The 7,412-nt window shown below is 65.9% G+C and carries 9 protein-coding genes; 7 read left to right on the top strand and 2 right to left on the bottom strand.

What is annotated here, in order from left to right; all coding sequences use genetic code 11:
- From ACP7EY_RS13875 to ACP7EY_RS13885, 3 genes are read left to right on the top strand one after another with little or no spacing between them, the layout of a single operon-like run.
- Complete coding sequence (locus tag ACP7EY_RS13875) at positions 1–570, top strand: cytochrome C oxidase subunit II (RefSeq protein WP_426194477.1); 570 nt, start codon at positions 1–3, stop codon at positions 568–570.
- A complete protein-coding gene (locus ACP7EY_RS13880; RefSeq protein WP_426194479.1) occupies positions 557–2,176 on the top strand; it encodes a cbb3-type cytochrome c oxidase subunit I in 1,620 nt (539 codons plus the stop codon). The genes ACP7EY_RS13875 and ACP7EY_RS13880 overlap by 14 nt, the downstream gene beginning before the upstream one ends.
- Positions 2,176–3,000 (top strand): c-type cytochrome, encoded by an 825-nt coding sequence (locus ACP7EY_RS13885; protein WP_426194481.1) that lies wholly within the window; start codon positions 2,176–2,178, stop codon positions 2,998–3,000. Before ACP7EY_RS13880 ends, ACP7EY_RS13885 begins: the two co-directional genes overlap by 1 nt.
- 63 nt (positions 3,001–3,063) lie before the next feature.
- Here ACP7EY_RS13885 and ACP7EY_RS13890 read toward each other — a convergent pair whose 3' ends face one another.
- Positions 3,064–3,384 (bottom strand): hypothetical protein, encoded by a 321-nt coding sequence (locus ACP7EY_RS13890; protein ID WP_426194483.1) that lies wholly within the window; start codon positions 3,382–3,384, stop codon positions 3,064–3,066.
- A gap of 168 nt (positions 3,385–3,552) precedes the next feature.
- On the opposite strand from ACP7EY_RS13890, the gene ACP7EY_RS13895 reads away from it, so the two are divergent.
- The 4 genes from ACP7EY_RS13895 to ACP7EY_RS13910 all read left to right on the top strand — a co-directional run bounded on the left by ACP7EY_RS13895 (position 3,553) and on the right by ACP7EY_RS13910 (position 6,716).
- Positions 3,553–4,008, top strand: coding sequence for a hypothetical protein (locus ACP7EY_RS13895; protein ID WP_426194487.1), 456 nt, complete (start codon positions 3,553–3,555; stop codon positions 4,006–4,008).
- A 73-nt stretch (positions 4,009–4,081) separates the two neighbouring features.
- Positions 4,082–4,735, top strand: coding sequence for an RNA polymerase sigma factor (locus ACP7EY_RS13900; RefSeq protein WP_426194489.1), 654 nt, complete (start codon positions 4,082–4,084; stop codon positions 4,733–4,735).
- The gene (locus ACP7EY_RS13905) at positions 4,732–5,376 is read left to right on the top strand and encodes a hypothetical protein (RefSeq protein ID WP_426194491.1); all 645 of its coding nucleotides are present in this window, start codon (positions 4,732–4,734) and stop codon (positions 5,374–5,376) included. Before ACP7EY_RS13900 ends, ACP7EY_RS13905 begins: the two co-directional genes overlap by 4 nt.
- The gene (locus tag ACP7EY_RS13910; protein WP_426194493.1) at positions 5,373–6,716 is read left to right on the top strand and encodes a caspase family protein; all 1,344 of its coding nucleotides are present in this window, start codon (positions 5,373–5,375) and stop codon (positions 6,714–6,716) included. The genes ACP7EY_RS13905 and ACP7EY_RS13910 overlap by 4 nt, the downstream gene beginning before the upstream one ends.
- 32 nt (positions 6,717–6,748) lie before the next feature.
- Here the strand turns inward: ACP7EY_RS13910 and ACP7EY_RS13915 are convergent, their stop codons facing one another.
- Positions 6,749–7,288, bottom strand: a complete 540-nt coding sequence (locus ACP7EY_RS13915; protein ID WP_426194494.1) for a serine hydrolase domain-containing protein — start codon at positions 7,286–7,288, stop codon at positions 6,749–6,751.
- Between the last annotated feature and the right edge of the window lie 124 nt (positions 7,289–7,412).

The raw sequence follows: 7,412 nt of genomic DNA on the forward strand, positions 1-7,412 counted from the left end.
ATGTCCCCCGGTGGCGATCAGCACCACCTGTCGGCCGCCGTGGCCAACGCCGCCGAGCGGCGCTGGGCCATCGTGGTGGGCGTCATCACCGTCAGCATCCTGGCGATGATGATCTTTACGGGCCTGCACTATGCGGCCATGCCGCCGTCGCGGGTCGAAACGGTGGACGTCAAGACGCTGCACCTGCGCGGCGAGTTCGTCGAGAACAACCTGGGCACGGCCGTCGACGCGGACGGCAAGGTGACGGTGCGCCTGGTGGCGCAGCAGTACTCGTTCACGCCCCAGTGCATCGTCGTGCCGGCCGGCACTCCCGTCACGTTCCGCGGCACCAGCAGCGACGCCATCCATGGCTTCATGGTGGGCCGCACCAATGCGAATACCATGCTCATTCCCGGTTTCGTGTCCACCTTCACAACGACTTTTCCAAAAACAGGTGAACAGCTCATGCCCTGCCACGAATACTGCGGGACCGGCCACGAGGCCATGTGGGCCCGCGTCCAGGTCATCGAACGCGAAGAATTTCTGGCACGCGCCAAATCTTCGGAAAGGCTGAGCTGTGTTCCACGCTAAACGACTCGTCCTGGCCCATTTCTGGGTCGCCTTCATTGCCTTCTTCGCCGCCATCCTGCTGGGCGAATGGCAAATGTACGTGCGCAGCCCCCTGCATGCATGGATCAACAATCCCGAGCATTACTACCGCTCGGTGACGGCGCACGGCACCGTGATGGCCTACGTGCTGCCGACCCTGGTGGCGATGGGCTTCGGCTACGCCATCACCGAACTGACCTTGAAGCGGCCGCTGGTGGGCCTGCGCTGGGCCTGGACCGGCTTCGGCCTCGTCATCGCCGGCACCCTGATGGCGGCGGCCACCACCGCCACCGGCAACGCCTCGGTGCTCTACACCTTCTATCCGCCCATGCTGGCCAACCCCTTCTATTACCTGGGCATCGTGCTGGTGGTGGTGGGCTCGTGGATCTGGGTGGCGCTGATGTCGATCAATATGTATCGCTGGCGCCAGGCCAACAAGGGCGGCACCGTGCCGCTGGCCATGTACGGCAACCTGGCCGGTGCCTACCTGTGGGCCTGGACCTCGATCGGCGCCGCCGTCGAGATCCTGGTGCTGATCCTGCCCGCCTCGCTGGGCTGGACCGACACCATCAATGCCGGCCTGGCACGGGTGCTGTTCTCGTGGACCCTGCACGCCATCGTCTATTTCTGGCTGATGCCGGCCTACATCGTGTTCTACACGATGTTCCCCTCCGCCATCGGCGGGCGCCTCTACAGCGACACCATGGGCCGGGTGGCGTTCGCCCTGTTCCTGGTGTTCTCCATGCCGATCGGGATTCACCACCTGTTCGCCGATCCCCAGGTGGGCGCCGGCTTCAAGTTCATGCACGCGGCCATGACGGCGATGGTGTCGATCCCCACCTTGCTGACGGTGTTTACCATCGTCGCCTCGGCCGAGATCGTCGGCCGCCTGCGCGGCGGTCGTGGTCCCTTCGGCTGGGTCAGGGCGCTGCCCTGGAGCAATCCAATGATGCTGGCGGTCACGTTTGCCTTCCTCATGCTGGGCTTCGGCGGCGCTGGTGGACTCATCAACATGAGCTACCAGCTCAATGAATCGGTCCACAACACGCAATGGGTGACGGGCCACTTCCACCTGATTTTCGGTGGCACCATCGTCATCATGTATTTCATGATCGCCTACGAACTGTGGCCGAACCTGCGCAACAGCCTGCCGCTGTCGGCCGCGCTGATCAAGACGCAGCTGAGCCTGTGGTTTGGCGGCATGATGATCCTGACCATGCCGTGGCACCTGGTGGGCCTGTTGGGCGCGCCGCGCCGGATGGCCTATTACGATTACACGCACCCGGCCCTGCAGTCGCAGGCGATCACGGTGATCATCTCGACCTTTGGCGGGCTGATCCTGGTGATCTCGGCCGCCCTGTTCCTGTATATCCTGGCCAGCGCCAAGGTGTCCCGTTCGCCCGTGCCCGCCTACGTGTTCAGCCGGTCGGTCCATCCCGATGCCAAGACCCCGGCCGTGCTCAATGAGTTCCGCCTGTGGATTGCCATGATGATCGCCCTGACCGTGGTCAACTATGGCTACCCCGTGGTGCAACTTGCGCTCACGCCCCAGGCCTATGTGCCGGTCATTCCGATTGGAGCGCGCTAATGCCTACCGATACCAAGCTCGACAATAACGACAGCGGTGCGACGGGCAAGCTGGCGCGCCTGTGCATCGTGCTGCTGCTGGTGCTGACCTTGCTGTCGGCGGCCGCGGGATTTCTGTGGCTGCCTTCCGTGAAGGCCGATTTCTCGGCGCGTGGCGTGTGGGACAGCATCTGCCGCGCCGCCGGTGCGCCGCGCAGTTGGGGGGGCGACGGCGGCGGTGTGCAATCGCCGCAGGTGGCCACCAATGTGATCCTGCTGCCGGCCATGATGCGTCAGGCGGACTCGGCCGTAGTGGGCCGCGGCGCCACCCTGGCGCTCAACTGCACGATGTGCCACGGCGCGCTGGGCAACAGCCGCTCGAACGCACCGAACCTGGCCGGCCAGTACCCGGAAGTCATTGCCAAGCAGCTCAACGACTACAAGAGCGGCAAACGCAGCCATTCTCTGATGAACAGCCTGGCCGGCGCGCTCACCGACGAGCACATCGCCGAACTGGCCGCCTACTATGCCAGCCTGCCGAAGGCGCGCACGGCGCCGACCAGCTACGACGAATCGTTGCCGGCGCTGGTGCGGGTCGGTGATCCGATGCGCAATATCGCACCGTGTATCGCCTGCCACGGCGGGGTCGACCAGAAACTGGGCGCGCCATGGCTGGAAGGCATGCCCAAGCAATACCTGGCCGACCAGCTGCACGCCTTCAAAACGGGCGCGCGTGCCAACGATGCCCAGCAGCAGATGCGCAATATGGCAAGAAACATGAGCACCGCTGAAATCGAGCAGGTGGCCGTGTTTTATGCACGCAAGAGCAATTCGGCCACTCAGTAGCGCTTGAGCACGACATAAAAAAACCCGCGCAAGCGGGTTTTTTTACGTGCGGGGATGGCACTTTCAGTGCTTGGCCTTCATTTCGTCGGCGATTTCGTCGCCGCCGCCCTGGTTCTCGCCCAGTTCGGCGTCAACGCCGCCATCGGGCAGGTCCGCCGCGGCGCGCGCGGCCGGCGGTGGCTGGCCCAGTGCACCACCGACGCCCGGGTCGGCCGCCGCACCCGTCGACTTGATGGCCCCGGCCGACGGCGGTGCGTTGTAGTCGGGTGTTTGCAGCACTTCTTCGCCGTGCACCTTGATGGCGTCGCTGTGGGCGTGCGCATTGTCAGGGTGGCTGGGGATTGCTTGCTGGCCTTCCAGCGTGATGTCTTTGTCGATGCTCATGGTTGTTGCTCCTTGGTTGATAGAACGATCATAAGCGCATCCGGCCAAATCTGGCGTGGTGTTGCCGTGCGCACAACACCGAGCGGAAAAAATAAAATAATCTCCGCTTTTCACCGGCTGCCGCGAATAGAGAGGTACACCACTTCGGTGCACACCCTGGGAGCGAACATGCAAGCACATATTCAGACACTGATGGACTATTTCGAGGCAGAAGGATTTCGCGCCGAACTCGACGAGGACGGCGATATCCGCTTCAAGTACGAGGGCTTGGCCTTCGTGCTGTGTTTCGATGCCACCGATCCCGCCTTCGGCAAGCTGATCCTGGCCAATGTGTGGCAAATCGACAGCCCGGCCGAGTTGGCCCTGGCCCTGGCCGTGCTCGACAACCTGAACCGCAAGGTCAAGATGGCCAAGGGGCACACCCAGGGCGACCAGGTGTGGTTCACGGTCGAGCTGCTGCTCGAGGAGCCGTCGGGCTGGACGGCGCATGTCCAGCGCTGCATCCGCGCCCTGGCCCATGCACTGAGCTTGTTTGCCGCCAGGATGCGCGAGGGCGACGTGGGCGGCGCCGACGCCGCCCGGCCCGCGCCTGCGCCGCGGATCGTCTCGCGGGCACAAAACTGAGCGCCGGCACGGGGAACGCGGTAGCGTACAATTGCCAAATCGAAAATCTTGTTTGATCATATAAAAATCACCCATGGTCCAGTCCACCCCAGCCAACGACGTCCTGACGGGATTGCTGCGCAAGTTTGCCGACCCGGGCGGCAACGGCCGGGTGGCGCAGGCGGCCCACCGGGCCTTTTATAACAGCCTGCACAAGACGCTCGACCGGCAGGCGCTGCAATCGACCAATTACAACCAGGAGCTGGCCCGGGTGGCGGTGCAGGAAGCGTGGATCAAGATCCTGCGCAGCGCGCACCGCTACGATCCCGCGCTGGCCTCGGTGGAGACCTGGGCCAAGATGATCACGCGGCAGTGCGCGAACGATCTGCTGCGCTCGGCCTACGTGACGGAAAAAATCTTCGAACCGGCCGAGGAGCCTGAGGCCTTCGCCTGCCCCTTGCCGCAGAGCGATGAGCTGCTCTACCAGCAGCAGGTCGAACAGGCCACCGCCCAATGCATCGCCACGCTGCCGTCTGGGCGCGGGCCGAATTACCGGCTGGCGCTGGAACTGGCGCTGGACCCGGACCTGAGCTACGCCGACATGACGAGCCGCCTGCAGGAGCAGGTGCAGGGCGGGGCGCTGCTCAATGCCGAGCAGGTGCGGGGCTGGGTGCGGCAGGCGCTCAAGCGCATGCGCGAGTGCATCAACCGCAAGCTGGACTTGCGCCCACAGGGAATGGCCACATGAACGACGACGACGAACGTTTCCGCGAACTGCGTTTCCTGTATGTGTGCGGCAAGCTGGACCCCATTGAGACGGCGTGGATGGCGGCGCAGCTGCAGCGCGATCCCGCGCGCGCCGCCGAACTCGACGCCGAGCGGGGCATGGCGGCCGACCTGCGCGCCGCGCTCGACGCCAACTACCTGGCGGCGGCGCCGCTGCTGTCGTTCGAACAGGCGATGGCCGGTGCTGCCGGCGTGCTGCCCGCGCCCCGCGTGCCCGCCTGGCGCGGCTGGCTGGCGCAGGCGTGGCGCCACGCCGTCTCGCCCGCCTGGACGGGGGGCGCGCTGGCCCTGCTGGCCGTGTGCGCGACGGTGCAGACCTACCGCGTCGAGCAATTGCACAGCGAGCAGGGCGAACGGCTGTACCGGGGCGCGGTGGCGCCGGTGCCCGCCGGCGCCACCTTGCGCGTGCTGTTTGCCGACCCGCTGACCATTGGCCAGTTGCGCGCGCTGATGGCGGCGCGCAAGCTCGAGATCGTCGCCGGTCCCGACGAGCAGGGCGTGGTGCTGGTGCGGGTGGGCGAGGGCGAGGGCGAGGCCGCGCTGGCCGCCCTGCGCCGTGAGCCGATGGTGCTCGACGCCAGCGTGGTGGGAAAGCGGCCATGAAGCCAGCGTCCATCCAGGACGGGCGCCGCCTGCTGCTGGCGCTGCTGGTGGCGTGCATCGCCGGCGCCGCGCCGGCCGTCCACGGCGCGGCTGCGCCAGCCACGCTCGCCACACTCGACTACCGGCAGGCGCCCAAGTTCGCGCTGGTGGTGGGCAATCAGCGCTATGGCGGCGCCTTTGCGCTGAAAAACGCCGAGCGCGACGCGCAGCTCATTGCCTCTCGCCTGCGCGAGGCGGGCTACAGCACCACCTTGCGCCTGAACGCCGACCGCGCCACCCTGTATGCCGACATCGGCAAGCTGGCCGCGCAACTCAGGGATGGCGGCGTAGGCGCGTTTTACTATGCCGGGCACGGCGTCCAGCAGAACGGCCGCAATTACCTGGTGCCGGTCGACGCGTCCATGCAGCACGCGGCTGCGCTGGCGCCCAGCGCCTTGCCGGTCGACTACCTGATCGAGCGCCTGAAAGACAGCGGCGCGCACTTGAGCCTGATCCTGCTCGACGCCTGCCGCAACGACCCGGGCGGCGCCGACGGGCGCCTGTACCGGGGCGGCGGCGACAGCGGCTTCGTGGCCGCGCTGCCGGCCAACGGCATGCTCGTCGCGTATGCCACCCAGCCGGGCGAGCGGGCCCAGGACGGCAGCGGCGAGCACGGGCCGTTCGCGCTGGCCCTGGCCAACTGGCTCACGCGCCCTGGTGTGGCCGTCGAACAGGCGATGAAGCACGTGATGACGCAGGTGCGCGCCAGCACCCGCGACGAGCAGCGCCCCTGGATGGCGACCTCGATGGTGGGCAGTTTCGCGCTGGTGCCGGCAGCGGGCCAGCCTGCGCTGCTGTTTCGCCCCCGCGCCGGTGCGCCCGAAGCCGCCGGCGCGCGCGCGCTGCCGGCGGCGGGCGCGCCGCCCGGCATCGTGCAATGGTTCCAGAGTCCCGACCTGGCCCAGCAGATGCTGCTGACGACGCAAATCGCGCGCGAGGCGAGGGCGCTCAACGCCGACGACCTGCCGCGCCTGACCCGCCAGGCCCGGGGCGGCAGCGTGGTCGCCCAGGCCGTGCTGGGCAGTGCGTATCGGGACGGCTTCGGGGTGGGCACCAGCCGGCTGCGCAGCAATGTCGAGGCGCTCAAGTGGCTGCGCATGGCGGCCCAGCAAGCGATGCCGTATGCGCTCAACGAGTTGGGAGAAATGCACTACCTGGGCCACGGCGTGCCCCGCGACAGCGCCCGCGCGCGCAGCTATTTCCAGGCCGCCGCCGACCAGGGCTACGCGCCGGCCAGGCTCAATTTATTCCAGCTGTCGGCGGAGACGGGGACGCCGGACCTGCAGTTGCTGCTGCGCTGAGCGGCAGGCACGCAAACAGCGCGCCCGCCAGTCTAGTTGGGTACCGGGTTCATCATGATCGATGCCGCCTGGACTGCGACAGTCTCCGCGTCGTTGCCGATGCCAGTATTGCTTAACACGGCGACGAAAAGCCCTTCTGCCGGAATGCGCAAGACTGCGCAGTTGAAGCCGTCGATCGCACCGCCATGCGAAATGATTTTCGCTCCAGATAATCTGCCAATTTCCCATCCATAGCCGTATCTGGTGACGCTTCCATCGTTCAGTACGTAGGGAGAAAATGCCTTTTTCCAGCTTGATTGCTGGAGGAGTTTCCCGCTTGCGACCGCCGAATCCCATCGCGCCAGGTCGTCGACTGTCGATACGAGGGCGCCGGCAGCATACGGTTGGGTCATGCTGATGACTGGACTGGGGACGAAGCCATTTTTGGTCTGGCGATACCCCTCGGTGCGTCGAATGGCAGTGCGCTCGTGGCCTTCAACGGCAGTGTCGTTCATACCAAGCGGGATGAAAATCTTCTCAGCCAGGAAGTCGGCATACCGCATTCCGGAGACGTTTTCAATGATCGCGCCCAAAAGAAAGGGCAGCCTCTAAAACCAAGTGCAACACCCTTTGCTGTAAGGTGCTGCCATGCCGAAAATCTATACCCATCTGACGACACAGGAGCGCGCCGTCGTGATGACCATGCGGGACGACCAG

Origin of the sequence: Massilia sp. DWR3-1-1 (genome assembly GCF_049898325.1) — a bacterium.
Classification (GTDB): domain Bacteria; phylum Pseudomonadota; class Gammaproteobacteria; order Burkholderiales; family Burkholderiaceae_D; genus JAFCUW01.